This is a genomic window from Endozoicomonas ascidiicola, from assembly GCF_001646945.1.
In the GTDB taxonomy this organism is placed as follows: domain Bacteria; phylum Pseudomonadota; class Gammaproteobacteria; order Pseudomonadales; family Endozoicomonadaceae; genus Endozoicomonas; species Endozoicomonas ascidiicola.
On record NZ_LUTV01000002.1, the window covers coordinates 134,333 to 157,670 of the forward strand.

Below are 23,338 nucleotides of genomic sequence, written 5' to 3' on the forward strand. Positions count from 1 at the left end.
TTTAGCTTCAGTTCAAAGTAGTGCTTTTTTTCATTGGTGCAATAATCACGTACGACTCATAAAGCATTCATCTCGCTTTAATGTGTGCAATTTTAAAACATCAGATTTTATGTGGGGAGGCGGGTCACAGGTCATAACAAGGCAAAAGAATGATTATCAGACTGGATGGTATCGTCTAACGATGAGAGACAACTCTGGTGGAGTTAAAGAAATTATCCGGGTACGATTTTTCCCTATCTAAATAGAGAGCAAAAGCCAGAAGCGTCAAAATCATAGTGACCAACCAGACTTTGACAAAACATCATGATTTCTGAAAGCTCAGAAAATATATATTCACACGACTATGACACCATATAATGCAAATGGCGTCATAACCATGAAGAAAGACATACCCTTTACCGCTCTTTGATATAAGGCTGCCCAATGGCTTTAGGCGCTATAGAGCGTCCAATAAATCCAGCCAATAAAACGACAGTTAAAATATAAGGCAACGCGGAAAACAATTGAGTTGGCAACTCACCTACGATTGGTAATTCAACACTCTGTAGCCGTGTTTCCATGGCCGACAACACACCAAACAACAAACAACCTAACATTGCACCCACGGGACGCCACTTGCCTAGAATCACCGCAGCCAGTGCAATGTATCCTTGGCCTGCGGTCATCTCTCGCACAAAAGCCGCATTCTGAGCTATCGACAGATACGCACCAGCGAAACCACACATGACGCCAGTAATGATCAATGCCTGATAGCGTACTTTACTGACCGAAATACCTGCCGTATCTGCCGCTTTTGGCTCTTCACCCATGGCTCTAACCCGCAGGCCAAAACGCGTTTTAAAAAGGACAAAAGCCGCAACAGGCACCAATAAAAAAGACAGATAGACCAGCACGTTATGCCCTGAAATCACATCATGGTAAAAACTGCCCAATACCGGAACATGCTCTGCCATCCATTGCGCACCAAGCCATTCAAGAGCATTGAATCGCTGATCGTTAGACAGGGTTGGTGTTTGCCCGCCCATATCAAACAACGCATGCCCAATAGTCACCGTTAAACCGGATGCAAAAAAGTTAATCGCCAGTCCGGATATAATCTGATCTCCACGCCAGGTGATCACCGCAAAGCCGTGCATCATTGCCATTAACACCGAACTCAATACAGCAGAAACCAATCCCAACATGGGCGAACCGGTGAGCGCACTGGTCGCCGCCGCTGCAAAAGCAGCCATCAGCATTTTTCCTTCCAAACCAATATCCACAATGCCGGAACGCTCTGCATAGATACCGCCTAGAGCAGCAAATACCAGAGGTACTGCCAAGCGAAGACTGGAATCCATTGAGGAGTAAACCCAACTTAATGCGTCCATGATCAGCCTCCTGCCTGCAGATTTGCACGGGTTGATGTATAGAGCGCTTCTATTGGGTTACGCACCAAACGCTCAAGAGCACCGGTAAAGAAAATCACCAGACCTTGTATCACTAGAATCAGTTCCGGGTTCAGCCCTGGCATTTCAAATTGCAACTCCGTGCCGCCCTGATACAAAGCACCAAACAACAAAGCCGCTAAAACGACACCAATCGGATGATTTCTCCCCATTAATGCCACGGCGATACCGATAAAACCAAAGCCATTGGTGTAATTCAGAATCAAACGACTATGGGCGCCATACACTTCGTTCACAGCCATCATGCCCGCAAGAGCACCAGAAATGGCCATGGTAATAATGATGATCTTTTTAGCATTGATGCCTGCATATTCAGCCGCAGAAGGATTCTGCCCCATAACACGAATCGCATACCCCAAACGTGTTCGCCAAATCAAAACCCAGACCATGACCGCACAAATCAGAGCGATGAGCAGAGTAGGGTTCAGTAAACTGAAAGCGGCACCCTCAAACAGCTCATGCCATTTTGGAAAAACAGCACTGGATGCAAAGTAACGACTGTCCGTCGCCTCACCAGACAATGGCGCAATGATACTCACCAGCAAATAACTCATGAATGCTGCTGCAATAAAATTGAACATGATGGTGGTCACAACAATATGAGCGCCGCGTTTTGCCTGTAATATTCCCGGAATCACTCCCCAGAGAGCACCAAACAGTGCTGCAGCAAGAATCACCAAAGGCGCCATCAGCCACATGGGCAGAAGGTGATCTAACGACAGGGCAATAATAGTAACGCCCAATCCACCCAGATAGGCCTGACCTTCACCACCGATATTGAACATCCCTGCATGAAAAGCGACAGCCACCGCAAGCCCTGTAAAGATAAAATTCGTGGCGTAATAGAGCGTGTTGTGCAATCCACCAAATTCCAGATTCAGCGCTCCCTGAACCATCACCCGGAAGGCCTCTATCGGATTTTCTCCAACAATCAACACCACCAGGCTGGAAACCATTAATGCCAGTGCCAGCTGCAACAATGGAATAACCACCGATGTCAGCCACCTTGGCACCTCCTGAACATTCACACGACTCATGGAGAAACCTCCTCCGGCAGGGTGACTTCTAATGTTTCCCTGATAGTGCTGGCGGCATTAGACATTAGCAGACCTAACTCCTGCTCATTGGTCTGACTGGGCATTACCTCACCGGATATACGACCATCAACCATCACAATAATCCGATCAGAGAGCGCAAGAATTTCTTCCAATTCAACGGACACCAGCAACACAGCAGCACCTTCATCCCGAGCCTTGATTAACTGTTGATGAATAAACTCAATAGCACCAATATCCACACCACGGGTTGGCTGCCCAACAATCAAAATGTCAGGCTGACGCATCATCTCCCGGGCAATAATTAGCTTTTGTTGATTACCACCAGAAAAGTTAGCGGTTTTCAATTCAGGAATAGCTGGCCGCACATCAAACGACGCCATCATCGTCTTAGTGTCCGCTACGACATTGTCTGTAGACAACAAATGTTGTCCATATTTAGCATCATTTTCATAACCAAGAATGGCGTTGTAACTGGCGGAAAAATTGGGCACCAGACCTTGCTTTAAACGATCTTCCGGCACATGCCCGACACCCAACTGCCGGAACAAACGGGCATCTCTGCTCTCGTTTGCTAAAAGCGTTTGTTCACCTTTTGAGGTAAGAAGATGGAGCTCACCCTCATGCGGAGTAATCGCACCACTGAGAATGTTTAATAGCTCCGACTGACCATTCCCTGCAACACCCGCGACACCGAGAATTTCTCCCGACCTTAGCTCAAGATGGATGTTGTGCAGTCGTTCGATACCGCGGCTATCTGTGTAATGAACACCGGAGGCGGTTAATCGGGCTTCGCCAATCTGTGCTGAAGGCTTGTTTTCCGTCAACCCAACCTTGCGCCCAACCATTAGGTTGGCTAATTCATCAGTTGATGTCTCCACTATACGTCGATGAGCGACCATTTCCCCTTGCCGCATCACGGAAACCTGATCGCAGATATGCATGATTTCCCGGAGCTTGTGGGTTATCAACAATATGGTTACGCCATTGCTGCGCAACTGATCAAGAATCTCAAATAAGCGATCCGCTTCCTGAGGTGTCAATACGCCCGTCGGCTCATCAAGAATCAGAATACGAGCACCGCGATACAGAGCCTTCAATATTTCAACACGCTGCTGCATGCCAACCGGTAATTCACCAACGATCGCGTCTGGGTCGACCTCCATACCATGGGCTTTACCAATACGTTGTAAAGCTTTACGACCATGGTTTAACACTTTGCTCAGTAATGATTGTTCTTCCGCACCTAACAAGACATTTTCCAGAACTGAAAATGTCTCCACCAGCATAAAATGCTGATGCACCATGCCAATGCCAGCATCAATAGCCTGTTGGCTACTTTGAATAGAGAGAGGCTTGCCATTGATCGCTATCTCGCCGGAATCTGCTGTGTAGAAACCATAGAGAATGGACATAAGAGTGGATTTACCGGCGCCGTTTTCGCCGACAATTCCGTGAATAGTGCCGGGCATAACGGTTAAATCAATATCCCGGTTAGCCCAGACCGGGCCGAAGCGTTTATTGATTCGTTTAAGGGAGATGGCAGGTGTTGGCATAGAAGCACGCAGGTTTTTTATTATTTACAACAGCGCAGCGCGAGCTAAATAAGCCCGTGCTGCGCGAGTTATATTAACTGACCATTAATCAGTAAGTGCAGGACTGGGTGTCTTCCCAGTTATGTACACTGATTTTGCCGTCAATAATTTCCTGTTTGAGGCTGTTAATCTGAGCAACCACCGTTTCGTCCAACAGCGGCTGGTTGAACTCATCCAGAGCCCAATCAACACCTTCTTCTTTCAAACCGAGCACCTGCAGTCCAGAAGTAAAATTATCATTGGCGACGTCTTCAAAAGCTTTGTACACGGCAACGTCTACACGTTTGACCATGGAAGTCAGCATTGTGCCCGGGTGCATATAGTTCTGGTTCGAATCCACGCCGATAGCGAGCTTGCCGGAATCCACTGCGGCCTGATTGATACCAACACCGGTTCCACCAGCAGCGCCATAAACGACATCAGCCCCTTGATCGAACTGCGCACGAGCCAATTCAGAACCTTTTGCCGGATCATTCCAGGCGGCGGGTGTAGTGCCCGTCATATTCTGAAGGACTTTAACGTCAATATTCACATACTTCGCACCCTGCTCATAGCCGCAGGCAAACTTACGAATCAGCGGAATATCCATACCACCGATAAAGCTGACCGTATCGGTTTTACTTTTCAGGGCCGCCAGAGCACCCACCAGAAAAGAACCTTCCTGCTCTTTGAAGACAACGGAGCGTACATTAGGAAGATCAACCACCGCATCAATCAAGACAAACTTGGTGTCAGGGAATTTCTTGGCAACCCGCTCAACAACGGGCGCTTGCTGAAAACCAGCAACAACGATAGGAGAGTGACCACGCTGAGCCATACGCAACATAACCTGCTCACGCTGAGCTTCATTCTTGATCTCAAAATCAGCGTATTTTATACCCGTATCTTTCAGGTACTGTTCGGCACCGTTGTAGGAGGCTTGGTTAAAGGATTTATCAAACTTACCGCCCATGTCGTATATAACAGAAGGCTTGAGGGCGGCTTGAGCCGTGATGATGGATAAGCCGATCACCAAGCCGGCAATGGCCATTATGCTTTTTTTCATGGCTATTCTTTTCCTGAGCATTTTATTTATTATGATTAGAAAACTGCATCAAGAATCAGTTTTAAAGCATCCTGCTTAAGTAAGCAATGGTTTGTAATCGAGAAATAAAGAGCTATCTCAACAAAGACAGCTCTTTTGGGGAGGGTTAGCCTTTCAACTGATCACAAAGGCTTTTTGTTTGATTCATAGCGAAGTGAACATTCTTTGTATCAATGCTATTGATGGGAAGCTTCAAAGCGTCTCTTTCTTTTTCATTCATGACGCCTTCAATTAGTGCATTTTCCAAAACAAGGTCTGCCTGCCGCAATAACACTTCTGCCTGAATCACATCCGCATCACTGGACAGTGGATGACTATCTATATATTGCGATGCATTTTCCAAACGAATGCTGGCAGCACAAACCGTATCTCTCAACAGAACATCATTCTGAACAGGTTTGTAGCGAGAAATACCGCCAGTCATCGGGTCGATCAGGGGACCAAACAGTGCGCTGCTCACTGCGCGGCGAATAGGTGAATGAGCAAGGTAGTAACCACCATCGGGGCCGACCGTTGTCGTTGATACGGATTCTTCAATCCCGGGCGCATAAGAAATCACTTTTCCAGTATCACGATCCAGTAATCCAACACCAATGGATATCGGCATTCTGAAGGCGCCTTTTTCAAAACCGCCCCCCAACACCACAGCTATACCGTTAGCAGTGACAGATGCAGTCAGCAGATTCATATTTTTATGCCCGGCCTTTTCCGGAAACATATCCAGATCCGCTGCCCAAACCAACTCACCAGAATCACCATTATCCTTTAGCTTGAACAGCGCTCCGGCAGTGATGGCGTACAACTCATTATTTTCACTGGCCACGGTGATGGACGCTAAAATCTGTTCACCGACCGATTGCTGCCAGAGTTTATTGAGCTTCATATCAAAGGCAATCACATTTCCATTGTCGTCTGATACATACACTCTCTTGCCATCTGCACGAATAGCCGGTGTCGAGCCAGTGCCACCTTTGAAGAACGCACTTTTTGTTACTGATAGACGATATTTTCCAGAGCCATCTGGTTGCATATCGATGCCATACAGTGCTCCATTTTCGGATGCACCATCAACGGTGCCATCTTTCTCATCAGGCGCTGTGGCGGCAACCATCATGCGGCCAGATTCCGGATTGATGGAAAAGTAGTTGGCAATTTTGACATTACGGCCACCCAGAATATCGAGCACACGGCTGAAACGACCACCAACCGCAGGGTCTTCACCAAATACTTCTTTGAGTTTTTCATCGGTGCGCTCAGTCAGCCACTCTCCCGGTCTTGTCGAGTTATCGCCTTTTGCAGGAGCGCCAGGGATAACAAACGGCTCACTTAACATGGGAGCACCGGTTTTACGATCCAATACAACGACTTTGCCGTCTTCCACAATCCCAACAATAGTATCGGACTGCGGATGATAATTAGCCCCAAAATTATGAGCTGAGCGCTTGTCGCCTGACTTTACAACCGGCTCCCTGATCCCGGTTTCTACGTCCCAGAGAATCGTGCCATCGGGTTTAACCGCCAGCGCACGCTCATACAGCGTCAGATAAATAATCTGTTCTCCGGGGTTATCAGGATCGTCCAGAACCAGAGGTGTTCCACCGCCGGCGGACATGGGTTTTCCCGGAATTGCCCAGCGTCGTTCTCCTGTGTCTTTATCCAGACTGACCAGCACCACAGATTCAGACGGAGCAATTGGGCTGAAATAAAGATTTCCTTCACGATCAATGGAAGGGCCTTCAGCAATAAACAAATGCTCTTCAGCCACCCAATCCAGCTCTACTTTCGGGGCGGTTGCGATCAGCACTTCATCAGAGTTTCGAGTGCTGCCATGCAACGATCGAAAAGTGTCGTTTATACCAAGAACCGGATGAACCGGCAGTGCATGACGTGGAGAGTCTGGCCGCCATTGGCTGACATCGGCAACCTCATACACTTTGGGCATTTTAAGATGGCCGCTTAAATAAAAACCACCAGCACCCAGGACTGCAACCAGTGAGCCGGTGAAAAACAGAGACTTTTTCATAAAGTGTTCTTTTTATTATGGTGTCTTTTATTGGAAACAATAAAAGTACAAATTAGAGGTGCGCAGCACTCATGCTCCCACAGTGCTGCGCTCAGATAGTCAGTAAAGTTTATTTACCCCAGCGACGTATAGCAGCCGGTGTGTACTCAGACTTGCTGGCCATAACACCAAATTCAAGAGGCTCTTTAATGGCGTTGGCCAGGCCATTGGTCACATAGCGACCGGAATTCAGGTCATAGAAAACCTCATTCACCAGCCAGGGTACCTGCTTTGGATTGTACTGAATGGCGTGCGCTTCCCCCATTCTCCACAGTTGATTTCGACTATCGTAATGATCGACGATGGACGCCTGCCAGGTATCTTCATCAACGTAGAAGGTTCGCTTGCTGTATACATGACGCTCGCCTTCTTTCAATGTGGCTTCCACTTCCCAAACTCTATGGAGTTCATAGCGAACCAGATCAGGGTTGATGTGTCCTGGGCGAATAATGTCATCATTGGTGAGATTTTTGTCGTAGAGGGCATAGCTGTTATAAGGAATGTACAACTCTTTTTTGCCAATCAACGTCCACTCATAACGATCTGGCGCGCCATTGAACATATCTGAGTTATCAGCTGTTTTCAGGTTATCCGTTCCGCTGGCTGGGTTGTCGTAAGCGACATTCGGTGCCCGACGTACACGACGCTGACCAGGCAAATATTTCCACGCTCTCCGAGGTTCTTCTACCTGATTAATGGGTTCATGCACCAGAGTCACTTCACCCGCCAGTCTCACAGGTGACAGTACTTTGGATTTATAGAAAAACAGCAGGTTCTTGTTGTCTCCAGCATCGGTAATGCTGGGTGCAAAGTGCCAGACCGTTTCTTTGGTCACTTCCTTGTATCGACCACTGGCTTCTGCCACCACCTGCGACAATGGCAAGGTGATGCTGTCACCGCGATAGCGCAGCATATGGTTCCAGATCACTTCAATGCCCGTTGTCGGGGTTGGAAAAGGAACGCCATTGACCAGTTGGTTTAATCCATTGCCATTATCGGTCAACTGGACTTTTTCTGGGTTGGTCTTTGTGGCTTGATAGTAAGCTTCGGGATAACTGGCACTGCGCCGGGTTGGGTAGACGTTCATTTTATAAGTGTCTGGATGACGCTCAAACATGGCAATCTGCCCATCGGAGAGTCGGTTACGATACTTATCAAGGTTTTTTGCTGTGATCGTGAATTGCACAGCATCATTTTTGAATGGATTATCCATTGAACCATCAGACTGCAGAACCCCTTGGTCCGGTGATAAACCACCAGTCCATTCAGGTATGGTACCGTCAGTATTGCCCGCTTTTTCTGCGCCCACCGGTGTCAGACTACTGCCCAATAATTCGGTATCAGCTTGCGCCTGCATGGCCATAGGTGTCATGGCCAACAATGCGCTGAAAGCCAGGCTTTTTGCTGCTGAGCGTTGAGATATTGTGTTTTCAGGTATCAGGTTTTTAGTTTTCATTATTATGTTCCCCGATTAGAAGCTCGCGCTAACGCTGAAACTCACGAAGTCTCGATCATCCAGCGTGCTGTATTTGTTATTACCGAAGAAACCGGTGTAGCCAATGTTGGCCGTGTAGTTATCCTGATAAATGGCTTTTAAACCCAGTGTTGACGCCATCTGCCCTTCCAGGAATTGAGCACCCGGATCGTAAGCATAACCTTCAACATCATGGCGGAAAGACAGTGAAGGTATCAAAGTCACACCGGGCACTACACTGCTGTAGGTGAGGGATGCATTCAGGCGATAGCCCCAGCTGTTGGAGGTTGTGAAACCATCTTCGGTACAGAACTCTGTTGTGACATTTGCAGCAGGCCTTACACACCCTGATGAGCCTGCTCCTCCACCAAACATGGCGCTTCTTCCATAGCGGTTGCCATCATCCAGGTCACCTATATGAATAAAACCGACTTCTGCAGCCAGAGCCAGCTCGGAAGCACCCATAACCTGAGGGAAGGTGTTGATTGCTGCGATCTGGACCTGAGTAACAGGTTTACGTACAAAGCCGTCTGTATGCTGACCTGCAGTAACACTTGGGTTATCACCGCCCTGCACAGCCGTTTCCAGCAAATCATTAATATTGATTTGCAGCGGCATATCTGGTCGATAACTCAATTCACCACTTAGTGACCAACCACTATCAAGGCTTGTGTTAAAGCTAAGGCCATAGAGTTTAATATCTTCTGGAAATACTGCGTTATATTCAGGACCATTGATGCGTAGAGTACCACCGCTAGGCACCGGCAAAGGAAACGTACCTGTGCCATCGACGGGAATAGAGTTCGTAGCACTCAAAAATGGCAAGCGACTATGGTAGTTCATGGCGTAAAAACCAAACTCAGTACCATTCAATTCTTCAGCATAATATTTAAGCGATACACCCCATTGTCCGGCATCATCGGGTACATCATCATCGGCTCGGTCAATAACAAGCCCGCTGGCTTCACGTTGCTCATCAGATAAGTTTGCTCCCAGATAAATTGGCCCACAGCCGGGCTGAATCGAATCTGTAGTAGCAAAGAACGTATCACAACCATCCAGTACTGTAGGTTGCCACTTAAACTGATAATAACTTTCCAGAGTGATTTCCGGCGTTATACCAACACTGGTGTACAACATCTCAACTGGCAGCAAACCCTCTTTAAGCTCAACACCCGGACGATTAAAAGCAGCAGAGTCAACAGGATTGATCACGTTAATACCACCTTGGATAAACAACCCCTCACCCCAGCTGATCACCTGCTTACCTAAACGAAGATCAATCGGCACTTCACCAACATCAAAGTAAGTCCAGCCGTATGCATCCAGTAATTCAACACCGCTGAAACCGGCAAGATCATCAAAGCCCGTGTCGTCAAATTCGGTATAACGTCCGCTCTTTGTTTCCAGCCAGTGGTCATACCAATACTTCACACTGCCCTTGAAACCGTAATTCTTATAATCCAAAGCCAGTTCAGTCAGACCTTTATATTGGTTAGAGATCACATCACCTTTGCGGTAATTTAGTCGTCCATTGTCTGCATTAGCACCCACACCATTGCCTGGGGTAATGTCATCAAGCCCAGCACTTTCTCCGTAGGTGTAAAGGTTCTTTTTCGGATCCTGAGTGCTGACACTGACACCGGCACTCAGCGTGGTATTGATAGAGCCGGTAACCTCTCCATCCATAAACTCAAAACTGGCTGCAGAGGACTGACTGGCAGCCGTCGCCAGTAAGATGCCCAAGCACAGGGGCGATAGCGAAAGTGGTTTATTCACATCCATTCCTTTTTTATTGTTGTAATTGCAATGTCGTGTTTATTTCACAGGATCAAACATGGAGAGAAAGCTCACCAGTGAAGGCAACTCGATAATGCCGCCTTCTACCGACAGCTTGCCACTGGCCAGAGCCGCAGGAAAACTCCCACCACCGGCAACCAGATCAATCCAGTCATCAGCGCTCACAGACACCTGGATGTCGGCCTGTGCATGGTCACCTCGGATAAACTCAGCTACGCCATCTCTGACATGAAGGGAATACTGCTCATTGATATCGTTGAAATTAAACGTCAGAACTTCATTAACACCTGAGCTTTTTTCAGGGTTTAAAGCGACAGTCATCGCCTGAATAAAGTTTTCAATAGGGAACGACTTCACCAGCTCCAGCATTTCTGGCGTAATTTCTTCTTCAGGGAAATCATGACCTTCCAACTGCAATGCCTGTGTCAGGTAATAGTTACGCCCATTGGGGTTCATGGAAGCATGGCCAAGGTTACGCATCGCTTCGGCCTTCAGGGCTATGCCTTTCGGATGTTCTGGCTGGACAAACAGCAGATAATTCACCAGCTCCAGTGCCCAGCGATTTTTATCATTCTCGATGGCTGTTTGAGCTTCGGTCAGGAGCTTCTCTTCTCCAAGCAGTGCGAGCATATTCTCGCCACGTTCTTTCTCGGTGGCTTTGGATAACGTCGAAGCATCTCCGTCAAACCACCCCAGATAGCCATTGAAAATATTGCGTACAGACCACTCCACCGTACCGTAGAGCTCTAGCAGGAAAGGATGATCCACCAACGAATCCGGCAGCTGAACGTATTCCACTAACTGATCTTCCGTCATGCCAAGGTTCATACCACGAATGCTTTGATCATGAACAAATTGGATGGCGTCACGATAGGCCGTCAGGGTTTCCTGCACTGCTTCACTGCCACTCAAAGGGCGGGTATGGCTTGGCACAAGATATTCAGGGTTCAGCTCGCGCATTGTATCCAGGCTACGAGCCCAGCCAAGCACATCGCGATATAAGGTGCCACGTATGGTGTAAAGGTTTGGAAATGCGCGATAAATATTATCCCCAGGCATCAATACATCATGATCTGGCAGATAAACAAATATCTGGTCGTTAGTTTCACCGGGCGCGTGGATCATCTGGATTTTCACACCGGCGATTTCAACGTTAAGTTCATCAGAAAACGTTTTATTTGGACGGATCAACGTCGGCGTACCGCCACCATGACCTGCATCCAATGCCGGACCGATCCCGGCATTCACAAGCCCGTTGTCGCCTTTTTCAAGCAAGTTGCCAAACATTCGACTGCTTCGCTCTGTAATCACCGGACGAAGCTGGTTCACTATACGATTGATGTATTGATTGGTGGTTTCATGGGCATACACATCTACCTCACCAGAAGGGACAAAACCTTTCCCGCCCAGCACATGGTCTGCATGGTTGTGAGTGTAAATCAGAGCCTTGACCGGCTTATCGGTGATCTTGCGAAACTCTTTCATAACCGCTTCGGCGGCTTCTTTACTCTCCATCACGTCTACAATGATGATGCCGTCATCGCCTTCTATCATGATGGAGTTAGCAAGCCCGAAACCCACAGCGGAGTAGACACCGTCGGTAACTTCATAAACCTTACGGTCAAATTCGTAGGTATGTGCTTTGAGAACAGGGTGAGCAAGGCCTTCTGTAGTATGGGCGGCAGCTGTTGTTGATGCTTCCTGTTGGTTACAGCCAACAAGCAGGGCTGAGATGGAAAGAAACAGAGCAGTCTTTTTTATAGTTCTCATAGGACCCTTGGTACAGCAGGTATTGTTGTTTTTATTGCGTATAATGGTATATCCGGAAAACCCTCAACGGCTTGACATAAACAGACACTGTTTTGACATGACGTGACACTTACGCCGGGCAATTAAACGACAAAGATTTGCTATAAGCGACTAATCAACCGAAAATATGCCTCTATTCAGCTGCCTATCGACAGACCCAATAACAATCATGACAATGACCGCTCAGCACAGCACCAAAGCCATCACGGTTGATGACGATGCCACCACACTCAGTACAAGTGCACTGTCGTTGGTGAATGCGCTGAAAATTCGTAATTGCCCTGTGGACGCCATGCTGCAGGAAGCGGATATTGACCCAACACTTCTGACGCAGATGGGAAAACGCATTCCTATTCGTAAGATGGAGGTGTTCTGGAAAGCGGCTGTCCGTGAGACAGGCGACCCGGCCATTGGCATCACCACAGCTGAACACTTCAAAGCCAACTACCTCCACGCTTTTCATCATGTGATTCAAGCCTGCGACAGTATCGGTGAAGCTCTGCAACAAATCGTGCGTTTTTCTGCGGTGATCAGTACGGTGATAGAGATTGATTTTCTGCAACACAAAGAAGAAGTTGAGCTGGTTTTTCGGGTTAGAGAGGGTTATCCAAGCCCTTGTCATGAAGCTATGGATGCCGTTGCGGCCATTACGCTAAATTCAACCGTCGCCAATATTGGTTTATCCAAAGAAGATGTCACGCTGATTCAGCTGCCAAGAAGCCTTCCTGATAATCCTGAACTATGGCTAAAAAGGCTGGATGTCCCTGTGTCTTTTGGAGCCGATTTTCTGCGTATTGGTTTTAAAGCCAACGCCATGAATAGACCGGTACTCACCGCCAGCCCTGAAATTGCTGATACTAACAGTGAGCTTTTGCAGCGATATCTGGAAGGGCTGAACCAGAACTTTGTTTCTCGAGCCAGACAACAACTGACAGATCTGTTGAAAGTCAGTGAAGGCACTCAGGAAGCTCTGGCGTCGGCATTAAATATGAGCGCACGAAGCCTTCAACGGCGACTTCAGTCGGAGAATACGTCCTTTCGACATTTGCTGGATGAGATTCGACAACAACAGGCTATGTCTGAAATGAAGTACTCGCAAAAGCCCATCACAGACATTGCCCTTGAGCTGGGTTTTTCAGACTCTGGCAGCTTCAGCAGAGCATTCAAGCGCTGGACAGGGCTCGCACCCTCTCAATACCGCCAGCAGAATGCTACCTCCTGAGCATATAAAGAAATCAGCGACCACGTAAAAACAACTTATCCAATTGATCCATCGTCAGCAGCGTCCAGGTTGGACGACCATGGTTACATTGCCCACTGCGCTCAGTGTGTTCCATATCACGGAGAAGAGCGTTCATCTCTTCGATAGACAAACGACGATTGGCGCGAACAGAACCGTGGCAGGCCATGGTGCCCAAGATTTCATTGATGTGAGCTTCTACTCGATCGCTGTTGCCATGTTGCATCAAATCAGAAAGCACATCTCTTAATAGTTGCTCTACATCCGCATTCTGTAGCATGACGGGAATCTGGCGAACCAGCAGTGTTTCCGGCCCCATACGTTCAAGGGTTAACCCTAGTCGTACAAAGTAATCGCTGTGCTCTTCGGCACAATCCGCCTCACGCTCACTAACCGCAACGGATTTTGGCACCAGCAATGGCTGAGCACGAATACCCTGCTCTTGATAAGACACCTTCATTCGTTCGTAGGTGATGCGTTCATGGGCGGCGTGCATATCCACCAGCACCATGCCCTTATCGTTTTCCGAAAGAATATAGATGCCTTTTAACTGGGCAACAGCATAGCCGAGCGGTGGCACATCAGAATCACTTTCTGGCAGTGATACCGGAGCTGCCTGGGCGCTATAAGTAACATTAGCGTCTTGCACCAAGCCGTCACCCACAGCCTTTTCAGCGCCATTATCCAGCGCCTCTGAAGCGGTTGAATAAAGCTGACTATAAGCCTCGATCTGTCGTTTAACCTGCCCGGGCGAAGGTGCTTCTGTCTGTGGAGGACGACCACCACCGAAGCCAGAGCCACTGGAAGATCCGGAAGGCTGCGGGGCCAGACTCATATTTTCTTGCCCCTGAAATTCCCCAGCAGATACGCCGGAAATCATGGGCTGCTGCGCCGACGATAAAGCAGCAGGTGCTAACTGATCTTCAGGCCGAACGGCACCTAGTGCTCGATGCAGCGTACTGAACAGGAAGTTATGCACAGTTCTGCCATCGCGAAAACGCACTTCATGTTTGGTTGGGTGTACGTTGACGTCTACCAGAGCTGGGTCCAGCTCAAGATAGAGAACAAAGGTTGGATGTCTGCCGTTGTATAAAACATCTCGATAGGCCTGTCGAACCGCGTGAGCTACCAGTTTGTCGCGAATTACACGACCATTCACGAAGAAGTATTGCAGATCTGCACTGGAACGAGAGAAAGTTGGTAAACCCACCCAGCCATAGAGTTTCAAACCAGACGCTTCCACATCAATAATAACGGCATTTTCGATAAACTGAGGGCCACACAGAGCAGCAACCCTTCGATCTTTTTCAGCCTGCGTAGCTGCGGGCCGTAACTGGTGAATGCTGCGCTGATTATGGCGCAGGGTAAAACCGACATCGAAGCGTGACAAAGCGAGCCGCTTTACCACTTCTTCAAGATGGGAGAATTCCGTTTTTTCAGTACGGAGGAATTTTCGACGAGCCGGTGTATTGAAGAAGAGGTCTTTCACTTCAATGGTGGTACCTACCGGGTGAGGCGCAGGCATCATCTGGGCTTCCATATCTCGCCCTTCGACTCTGGCCTCCCAGCCGGATTCCTGACCTTCCACATTAGACGTCAATGTTAATCGGGAAACAGAACTGACCGATGCAAGGGCTTCTCCACGAAAACCGAGAGTGGCTACACCTTCCAAATCTTCCAGCTCAGATATTTTACTGGTCGCGTGTCGTGAAAGTGCCAAGGCCAATTGTTCTTGAGGAATGCCATGGCCATCATCACGAATTCGAATGAGCTTTACGCCACCATTTTCTACTTCAACAGTGAGCCGTTTTGCGCCGGCATCAATACTGTTTTCCAGCAGCTCTTTTACTGCGGATGCAGGGCGCTCCACCACCTCACCGGCAGCAATCTGGTTAGCCAGTCGATTATCAAGGAGGCGGATCGGTCTCATAGTTCAACTTTACTCTGTAAATATCTAATTCGGGATAACTAACACCTGTCCAACTCGAATATTATTGGCGCTGGACAACCGGTTCGCACGTTTCAAGGCGCTGAGGCTGGTATCAAACTGGTTCGCTATTCCCAGCAAGGTGTCACCGGCTTTAATCACATACTTGGATGGACGGGTTTTAAGAGTACCATCCTGCTTCCACTTGGCAACCAGTGTATCCGGTGGTGGCTTTTTATAGAACCAGGTTTTCGTACCGCTAAAAATTGCTTTTGCCATGGCCTGCTGATGGCTACGGCTCTTGAGCTTACGGGACTCTTCAGGGTTGGTCAGAAAGCCGGTTTCCACCAGAATGGAAGGAATATCCGGCGATTTCAGCACCATAAAGCCCGCCTGCTCCACATGTTTTTTGTGCAGTCGGTTGATAATGCCCATATTGGTCAGCACCTTGCTGCCCACTTCCAGGCTGGATGACAGCGTCGACGTCATGGACAAATCCAACAATACACCCGCCAGCACATCGTCTTTATCCCCAAGTGATATGCCATCTTCACCACCAATTTGATCCGCCGCGTTTTCTTTCTGAGCAAGCCAGCGAGCCGTTTCGGAGGTTGCCCCTTTGTGGGAAATAGCGAAAACCGAGGCACCTTTAGCACGTCGGTCTTTAAAACCATCGGCGTGAATAGAAATAAACAGGTCAGCGTTATTGTCCCGGGCAATTTTTGTTCGACGGCGCAGGTCAATATAGTAGTCACCCGTTCGCACCAACACTGCTTTAAACCCTTTTTCCCGATTAACTAAAGCCGCAAGGTCTTTGGCGATGGCCAATGTGACGTGTTTTTCGTATCCACCACCGTAGGCAATGGCGCCCGGATCTTCACCACCATGACCAGCATCAATGGCAATGACAATATCCCGCAAACCCGCAGGTTGTTTTTTAATAACAGGCTTTGGCTTACGGCTTTCGTCGTCAAATAAGTCGATAACCAAACGGTGACCATAAGTGCCATAAGGTTTTAGCAGGAAAATCTCATCGGACACTTTCTCAGTCAGATCGAAAACAATCCGCAGATCTTTTTTATTTCTAGTACCATGACGAATCTTGCTGATTGGCGTGTTCTTTAATTCCAAGCCGCTGAAAGAGCCGCTGAGCTTGGCGTCATTAATATCAATAACCAGCCGGCTTGGATTACTCAGATGGAATTTCTTGTGTTCAAGCGAATTGGTAACATCAAACACCAGACGTGTTTTATCCGGAGACCGCCAGAGTCGAACGTTTTTGATTAATCGATCAACCGCTTCTGCGATCTGCACTTTCAACACAGAAATACCAACAGCCAGAATACCCAGCTGTCGAACAAAACGTCTTCTGCCCAGCGAAGCAGCTGTTGAACTACTGTCTACCTGCTGTGATGTAAACAAGCGACGGGTTAATGCATGGAAGACTCGACGAACAGTCCCTGTCCTCTGGCTCATCCGGCCTCCTGTAATGCTTGAATCGTAGACAGTGCTTTCAAACCGGCTTCAGAGTTAGCGACAATAGACGTTTTTCTGCCGGGCAGGTTGTAATCGAAAGTGATTTCTAAATCTGCAGCTGGTAACTCACCGTGACCACGGGATGGCCATTCCACAAGACAAAGCGCCGCTTCACTGAAATAATCTCGGCCACCGATGTACTCAAGTTCTTCCGGGTCCGCCAGGCGATAAAGATCAAAATGGTAAACCTTTTGACCATTCACCTCGTAAGGTTCGACCAGGGTATACGTCGGGCTTTTTACTGCCCCCTGATGTCCAAGATGACGCAACACACCACGACAGAACGTGGTTTTTCCGGCACCGAGGTCACCGTGTAGATAGACGACACCTCTTTCACAAACGGCGCCAAGTGCTTCTGCCAGATGACCACCCAGTGTGACCATTGCTTCTTCGTTGTCTATCAGCAAATCATATCTGGCTGACATATAAATTCGTTCCGACTAACCTATCAACTTATTCAAGTTCTGCCTGATCACTGGAATCAGCTCCGTTGCCCGAAGCCCGATCTCACCTTGTCTGGCAACTATGTCATCCGCTGCAGCGGCATGCAGCCATGCGCCCATTCGAGCCGCATCAATAGGTTTTAAACCCTGAGCCAGCATTGCGCCAATCACACCACTGAGCACATCGCCCATACCTGCAACTGCCATTCCGGGATTACCATCGGAGCAGAGAGATACTGCAGTTCCATCAGAAATCAGCGTGCCTGCACCTTTAAGTAAAAGAGTGACATCGCCTTCTGCTTGATCACTGAGTTGTTTGATGCCATTGGCCAGAGCAGCAAAACGATTCTTTTGAATATCTGCAATGCTATTCCCCAATATACGACCAAGTTCACCTGGATGGGGAGTGAAAATCATCGGCAACTTTCGCCCTTTTAGCAATTGTGGATGATCCGCTAAAAGGTTTAGTGCATCGGCATCCAGTACCAGCGAGCAATCTGCGCTCAATGCGTCTTTCAGCAGTTTGAGCGCCCACTTATCTTTGCCAAGCCCGGGGCCAATAACAATAACGTTTTTACCAGTAATAGCACTCTCAAGCCCTTGCTCGCTATCGACGGCCATACCCATCACTTCTGGGCAACGCACAGCTAATGGTGTCAGGTGTTGCTTGCGAGTCGCCACCGTCACTCGCCCTGCTCCACAGGACATGGCACTCTCCGCTGCCATCAAAATAGCACCGGGCATGCCTTTGTTGCCGCCTACCAGCAGTACATGACCGAAGTCGCCTTTATGAGCGGCTCTGCGCCTTGGTGATAATAAACCGGCAAACTGCTTGGGCGCTATTCTCTGGCATTGGCTGGCAACATTTTCATAAACCTCTGGCGGAATACCAAGGTCATCAAACACCAACTGGCCGCAATATTCCGGGCCAAACCCCGTCAGCAAGCCCTGTTTTAAACCAATCAATGAAACCGTTGCATTCGCTCTTACCGCATCACCCAATGGTGCGCCCGTATCAGAACAAAGACCGGACGGGATGTCCACCGAACAGATCTCACTATTGGATTCATTAACCCGTTGAATTACTTCTGAATAATCACCTCGAACATTACCGGTAAGACCGGTTCCCAGCAGAGCATCAATAATAATATCGGCTTTAATCAGAGGCTGATTATCATAAGATCGGATATCAACATTGGCCGCCGCACAAGCGAGATAAGCCGTCTTTGCATCGCCCTGTAGCGCCTCCGGATCTTTCAGAAACAACACGTTCACCGACAATCCCGCTTCTTTTGCCAGCTTCGCAACCAGATAGCCATCGCCACCATTGTTTCCGGCACCGCAAAGTACGAGCATCGATTTCGCGTCTGGCCAACGCTGCTGCACAGCTAAGAAAACCGCGCCGGCTGCCCTGCTCATTAAATCAAAACCCGGTATCCCGAATTCGTGGATCGCCACATGATCCAATCGGCGAACCTGTTCGGCGGTGTAAAGATCCTCTGGTAAGCGCTTATTCATCAGGGTGTCCACAGTGGTACAATAACCGATTGTTCATTATGCCAGAGAGCGCAAAGAGTTTCGTGACTGATCAGCCACCTTTACCATCCACTGTACCTGCAATGCCGAGTGACTCGCCACTGCCGGATATGGAAAAACTGACAGAGAAAATCCGTATCTGGGCCAGAGAGCTTGGCTTTCAGGCCATGGGCGTCAGTAAAGCCGAGGTACCTGAACGTGATGTTGAGCATCTGAAACAGTGGCTGGCAAAAGGTTTTCATGGCGATATGGGGTATATGGCGCAGCATTTGGCATTGCGAGCCAATCCTGCCGAGCTGCATCCCGGAGCGCTTAGAGTCCTATCGTTTCGGATGGATTATCTGCCCGCTGAAACCGAAACCGTCAAACTGCTTGGCGAACCGGAGAAAGCGTATGTGTCCCGTTATGCCCTTGGGCGTGATTATCACAAATTGATTCGCAAACGCCTGACACAACTGGGCAAGCAGATAGAAGCGGAAGTGGGCGAACACGGATTCCGTGCTTTTGTGGACAGTGCGCCCATCATGGAGCGACCGATTGCCCAACAGGCTGGCCTGGGCTGGATGGGCAAACATTCTTTAATTATCAATCGTCAGGCGGGTTCTTTTTTTTTCCTGGGTGAGCTGTTTACCAATTTGCCACTGCCGGTGAATGAATCCTATGAAACCAATCATTGCGGCCGTTGCACATCCTGCATGGATAAATGCCCAACCGGCGCCATTGTTGCGCCTTATCAAGTGGATGCCCGCCGCTGTATTTCTTATCTGACCATTGAAAACAAAGGTTTAATTCCTGAAGAACTGCGACCTCTGATGGGTAACCGGATTTATGGCTGCGATGACTGTCAGTTGGTTTGCCCCTGGAACCGCTTTGCCAAATCCACCAAAGAAAGTGACTTTCAGCCACGGCATAATCTGGATGCCAGTGATCTGGTGGATTTATTTAGCTGGACAGAAGAGCAGTTTCTGGAAAGAACGGCAGGATCACCTATCCGCAGGGCTGGTTATGAAAGCTGGCTGAGAAATATTGCCGTGGCTTTGGGGAATGCGCCTTTCTGTGATGATGTTATCTCTGCATTAAATTCTCGCCTTAATTCCCCTTCCAAGTTGGTCAAGGAGCATGTGTCATGGGCTCTACATCAGCATCTCACCGATTGAACTTTTATCGATCAAAGTAGTCGTACGTTAGATCTAGAACTATATCTGATATTTAACCATGCCTGCATCAATTCAAAACTCCGCTAGCCCTCAACCAGCCGCTCACAGCTCACAGCTTGGTAAGTCTGAAGAAGCGACTGCATTCCATAGAAAACTGGCAAAAGTGCCAAATTGGGTCGTCAAATTAAAAGGCTCTACGTTCAACTCTGGCACGACTGAACCATTATCTATCTGCAGAAAAGCACTTGATACTATCTTGGCAATGAAGATCCAAGTGGCTAATAAAATTACTAATCCGGAAATCGAAAATCCGAAGTTGCGTGAAAAAAAACTTCAACTTTGTTGTGAGGTTCTGGTTGCCGAATGCCAGCAGAATCATGAAAGAAAAAGACCCTACAATTTCTCAGAAAGCAGCTTCAATGAGTATTGTGAAATCCCGCTCAGAACTCATGGTATGACCTGCGATATGGCAGCAGCCCTGACATACAGAGAACTTCTTCAAGATGACAGAATAACGCCCTTTTTAATTGGCTTTCGCCATCCAGTGCTGAGCCACGTTGCCGTTGCTTTATGTGACACTAAAGTTCATCCTGATTCAGGCATTTATACATTACAGGAGCCCATTGGTAAGACGATACCCGGCTTCTGGATTATTGACCCTTGGTTTGGCTTTGCATGCCCTGCCGTGCATTATGGGCATTTTGTCAAAACAGCCTGTGAATATATGCTCAAGTCTAATGAAAAAGTTATTTCAACCGATTCGGGTCAAGTTGATTTGCTGACCATACCTAATTTCACCCTCGAGCCAAGAGCCGTTGAACTCATCCATTTGCCAACTCTTTGGCAAGAGAACCATTAAAGTAGCAGGGATAGTACGCAAACTACCAAAGCATCATTTAAGGTCAGGCGACCTACGCAAAATGGATTGAAAGAAGGCAATTAAGCATTCAACAGATTATGACCAACCCCTAACCAGGGGTTGGTAAACCAAAGCGTGGCAGTGAAACATTCTTGTAAAGTGCCAGCAATCGTAAAATCAACACAGTGACCGCCGCAATCACGGCGGTCATGTCGTTGTCGTTTAATACCGGCGCCAGTAACACATACACACCACCACCCACCATGGCTGCAGATGCATAGATTTCCTTTTTCAACACCATCGGCACTTCGCCGGCCAGCATATCCCGAATGGCACCACCGCCACAGCCAGTGAGAACCCCCATCATGATCGCTACCAGCGGGTCCGCGCCATAGGTCAGAGCCTTCGTCACGCCAATCACCACAAACACCGCCAGCCCCAGGGCATCGGACACCTGCATAATCCACTTGCTGCTTTCATGCCATTTGCGAATCATCAAAGCCAGCAGGGTAGTGGCAAGAATCACTTGCATGTAGAGCGTGTCCTGAATCCAGAAAACTGGCGTAGCACCTAACAACACATCACGTATGGTGCCACCGCCCACGGCAGTGACAAACGCCAACACCATGGCGCCAAACAAGTCCATATCTTTACGGCAGGCCAACCATACACCACTGACGGCAAATACGCCGGTACCAAAGAGGTCTAGCAAATAAAGCAGCATCGATAATTCTACTAATAAATTTTATAAGACCATGTGATTATAAATGGCTACATTCACTGCCCATATAGTCATAAACCATTACAACCGGTGAAATCTCTTCTATAGATAGTCATAACTTATTCATCATGACTGAATGACCCCTATGAGTTTTCCTGCTGATTTTTTATGGGGTGCGGCCACTGCCGCCTACCAAGTAGAAGGTGCCTGGAATGAAGATGGCAAAGCGCCATCCATCTGGGATGAGTTTGTGCGCATTCCGGGCAAAACCTTTGAAGGCACCACCGGCGATATCGCGGCAGATCATTATCATCGCTACAAAGAGGATGTTCAGCTAATGGCGGAGATGGGGCTGAAGAGTTATCGCTTCTCCATTTCCTGGCCCAGGGTGCTGCCAGAAGGTGACGGTGCAGTGAATGAGCAGGGGATAGAGTTCTACTCAAATCTGATCAATGAGCTGTTAACCAACGATATTATTCCATTCGTCACCTTATACCACTGGGACCTCCCTCAGGCATTGCAGGATGAATTTGGCGGCTGGGAATCCCGACAGTGTATTGATGCTTTTGAAACATTTGCCCGCCTTTGTTTTGAGCGTTTCGGTGATCGCGTTCATCACTGGATCACTTTTAATGAACCCATTATCTTCCAGACTTTTGGTTATGCGACAGAAGCCCACCCTCCGGCAAAGCGTGACCCATTTCTGCTCTATCAGGTCAGCCATTACGTGAACCTTGCTCACGCTAGAGCCGTTCTGGCCTATCGAGAAATGGGCAATAAAGGTGAAATAGGTTTAACCCACGTGAGCCAGCCCTGTTACGCGTACACCAACAGTGATGAAGATAAGGAAGCCACGTGGTGGGCTGAGTCTTTTGGCTTCCACTGGTATTACGACCCGATTCTAAAAGGCGAATACCCTGCGGAATATCGCAAAGCGATCGAAGCGCAATATGGAAAACTGGATATCACTGACGACGATCTATCGCTACTGAAATCCGCACGCAGCGACTTTATTGGCATCAATTATTACCAACCCGCTCGCATTGCCGCGAATAATCAACAGGCCGAACGCACAGCTGATCGTGAAAGCAATACCAGTGCTGCAGGCACACCCAGTTTCTGCGGTCGTTATCGAACCGTTCTGGATACCGACCAATTTGAATACACCCGCTGGAGTTGGGAAATCTGCCCAGATGCACTGCACGATGCAATGAAGCGAATTCACGCTCGTTATGGTGATATCCCCATCTATATTACCGAAAACGGTTTGGGTGATGAAGATTTAGTGGTCAATGATGAGATTCTGGATGAACCCCGCATTGACTATATCCGCCGTCATCTACTTGCCTGCCAGCAGGCTATTGAGGAAGGTATCAAGCTAAAAGGTTATTACGCCTGGTCCTGGATTGATTTACTCAGCTGGCTGAATGGCTACAAAAAGCAGTATGGTTTTGTCTATGTGGATAGGGACAACAAATTAAAGCGAATAAAAAAGCAGAGTTATTTCTGGTATCAAGACATTATTGCGACTAATGGTGAGTCACTTTGATAGTGACTTTAAAAAAGTGTGAACTTACAATTATCCGATAACA

At 48.2% G+C, this 23,338-nt stretch carries 17 protein-coding genes; 4 read left to right on the forward strand and 13 right to left on the reverse strand.

Annotated elements, in window-relative coordinates; genetic code table 11:
* Positions 1-395 precede the first annotated feature (395 nt).
* The 8 genes from AKL11_RS04695 to AKL11_RS04730 all read right to left on the reverse strand — a co-directional run bounded on the left by AKL11_RS04695 (position 396) and on the right by AKL11_RS04730 (position 12,288).
* On the reverse strand, positions 396-1,370 hold the full coding sequence (locus AKL11_RS04695) for an ABC transporter permease (protein ID WP_067515481.1): 975 nt from the start codon (positions 1,368-1,370) through the stop codon (positions 396-398).
* Positions 1,371-1,372: 2 nt separating this feature from the next.
* Positions 1,373-2,485, reverse strand: coding sequence for an ABC transporter permease subunit (locus AKL11_RS04700; protein ID WP_067515482.1), 1,113 nt, complete (start codon positions 2,483-2,485; stop codon positions 1,373-1,375).
* Positions 2,482-4,059, reverse strand: a complete 1,578-nt coding sequence (locus tag AKL11_RS04705; RefSeq protein WP_067515483.1) for an ABC transporter ATP-binding protein — start codon at positions 4,057-4,059, stop codon at positions 2,482-2,484. Before AKL11_RS04705 ends, AKL11_RS04700 begins: the two co-directional genes overlap by 4 nt.
* Positions 4,060-4,147: 88 nt before the next feature.
* Positions 4,148-5,143: a BMP family lipoprotein gene (locus AKL11_RS04710; protein WP_067515484.1), complete on the reverse strand. Its 996-nt coding sequence runs from the start codon at positions 5,141-5,143 to the stop codon at positions 4,148-4,150.
* Positions 5,144-5,288: 145 nt separating this feature from the next.
* On the reverse strand, positions 5,289-7,205 hold the full coding sequence (locus AKL11_RS04715; RefSeq protein WP_067515485.1) for an outer membrane protein assembly factor BamB family protein: 1,917 nt from the start codon (positions 7,203-7,205) through the stop codon (positions 5,289-5,291).
* Between the two features lie 109 nt (positions 7,206-7,314).
* Positions 7,315-8,700, reverse strand: coding sequence for a DUF1329 domain-containing protein (locus tag AKL11_RS04720; RefSeq protein WP_095210186.1), 1,386 nt, complete (start codon positions 8,698-8,700; stop codon positions 7,315-7,317).
* A 15-nt stretch (positions 8,701-8,715) separates the two neighbouring features.
* Positions 8,716-10,497: a DUF1302 domain-containing protein gene (locus AKL11_RS04725; RefSeq protein WP_216636758.1), complete on the reverse strand. Its 1,782-nt coding sequence runs from the start codon at positions 10,495-10,497 to the stop codon at positions 8,716-8,718.
* Between the two features lie 39 nt (positions 10,498-10,536).
* Positions 10,537-12,288, reverse strand: a complete 1,752-nt coding sequence (locus AKL11_RS04730) for an alkyl sulfatase dimerization domain-containing protein (RefSeq protein WP_095210187.1) — start codon at positions 12,286-12,288, stop codon at positions 10,537-10,539.
* Positions 12,289-12,502: 214 nt separating this feature from the next.
* Here AKL11_RS04730 and AKL11_RS04735 point away from each other — a divergent pair, with 214 nt between their 5' ends.
* On the forward strand, positions 12,503-13,549 hold the full coding sequence (locus tag AKL11_RS04735) for an AraC family transcriptional regulator (protein WP_067515487.1): 1,047 nt from the start codon (positions 12,503-12,505) through the stop codon (positions 13,547-13,549).
* A gap of 13 nt (positions 13,550-13,562) precedes the next feature.
* On the opposite strand, the gene mutL is transcribed toward AKL11_RS04735, so the two are convergent.
* The 4 genes from mutL to AKL11_RS04755 are packed head-to-tail and all read right to left on the reverse strand — an operon-like array spanning position 13,563 to position 18,991.
* The gene (mutL, locus tag AKL11_RS04740; protein WP_067515488.1) at positions 13,563-15,497 is read right to left on the reverse strand and encodes a DNA mismatch repair endonuclease MutL; all 1,935 of its coding nucleotides are present in this window, start codon (positions 15,495-15,497) and stop codon (positions 13,563-13,565) included.
* A 24-nt stretch (positions 15,498-15,521) separates the two neighbouring features.
* Positions 15,522-16,970, reverse strand: coding sequence for an N-acetylmuramoyl-L-alanine amidase (locus AKL11_RS04745; RefSeq protein ID WP_095210189.1), 1,449 nt, complete (start codon positions 16,968-16,970; stop codon positions 15,522-15,524).
* Positions 16,967-17,455 (reverse strand): tRNA (adenosine(37)-N6)-threonylcarbamoyltransferase complex ATPase subunit type 1 TsaE, encoded by a 489-nt coding sequence (gene tsaE / locus AKL11_RS04750; RefSeq protein ID WP_067515489.1) that lies wholly within the window; start codon positions 17,453-17,455, stop codon positions 16,967-16,969. The genes AKL11_RS04745 and tsaE overlap by 4 nt, the downstream gene beginning before the upstream one ends.
* Positions 17,456-17,470: 15 nt before the next feature.
* Positions 17,471-18,991 carry a bifunctional ADP-dependent NAD(P)H-hydrate dehydratase/NAD(P)H-hydrate epimerase gene (locus tag AKL11_RS04755; RefSeq protein WP_067515960.1) on the reverse strand — a complete coding sequence of 507 codons (1,521 nt, stop codon included), beginning with the start codon at positions 18,989-18,991 and terminating at the stop codon, positions 17,471-17,473.
* Positions 18,992-19,092: 101 nt separating this feature from the next.
* Between AKL11_RS04755 and queG the strand changes: the two genes are divergently transcribed.
* Together queG and AKL11_RS04765 are read left to right on the forward strand one after the other, a co-directional pair.
* Complete coding sequence (gene queG, locus AKL11_RS04760; RefSeq protein ID WP_067515961.1) at positions 19,093-20,166, forward strand: tRNA epoxyqueuosine(34) reductase QueG; 1,074 nt, start codon at positions 19,093-19,095, stop codon at positions 20,164-20,166.
* 58 nt (positions 20,167-20,224) lie between these two features.
* The gene (locus tag AKL11_RS04765) at positions 20,225-21,025 is read left to right on the forward strand and encodes a hypothetical protein (RefSeq protein WP_067515490.1); all 801 of its coding nucleotides are present in this window, start codon (positions 20,225-20,227) and stop codon (positions 21,023-21,025) included.
* Positions 21,026-21,134: 109 nt separating this feature from the next.
* Here the strand turns inward: AKL11_RS04765 and AKL11_RS04770 are convergent, their stop codons facing one another.
* A complete protein-coding gene (locus AKL11_RS04770) occupies positions 21,135-21,749 on the reverse strand; it encodes a trimeric intracellular cation channel family protein (protein WP_067515491.1) in 615 nt (204 codons plus the stop codon).
* A 142-nt stretch (positions 21,750-21,891) separates the two neighbouring features.
* On the opposite strand from AKL11_RS04770, the gene AKL11_RS04775 reads away from it, so the two are divergent.
* Entirely contained in the window at positions 21,892-23,295 is a 1,404-nt protein-coding gene (locus AKL11_RS04775; RefSeq protein WP_067515492.1) for a glycoside hydrolase family 1 protein, read from the forward strand.
* Positions 23,296-23,338 lie beyond the last annotated feature (43 nt).